Below are 292 nucleotides of genomic sequence, written 5' to 3'. Positions count from 1 at the left end.
AGATGGTATGGTTTCGGGTGCTGTACATACCACAGCACACACCCTAAGACCAGCACTACAATTCATCAAAACAAAACCTGGATGTAATATTGTATCATCTGTATTCTTTATGTGTTTGGAAGACCGCGTATCTATTTTTGGTGATTGCGCTATTAATCCAAACCCTAATGCAGAGCAGTTGGCAGAAATAGCTGTTTCGTCTGCACAAACCGCTCAAAATTTTGGTGTTGAACCTAAAGTAGCCTTGCTATCTTATTCCTCTGGAAGTTCAGGAAAAGGCGAGGAAGTTGAT

At 41.1% G+C, this 292-nt stretch carries 1 protein-coding gene; it reads left to right on the top strand.

The features are described 5' to 3' along the window. On the top strand, positions 1–292 hold a 292-nt coding region (locus KI686_RS16455), incomplete at both ends, for a phosphate acyltransferase (protein ID WP_262914016.1).

This window comes from Polaribacter sargassicola (assembly GCF_021991835.1).
Classification (GTDB): domain Bacteria; phylum Bacteroidota; class Bacteroidia; order Flavobacteriales; family Flavobacteriaceae; genus Polaribacter; species Polaribacter sargassicola.
Note: the sequence above shows the minus strand (reverse complement) of the source record. Positions and strands in the feature narration are given on the sequence as shown.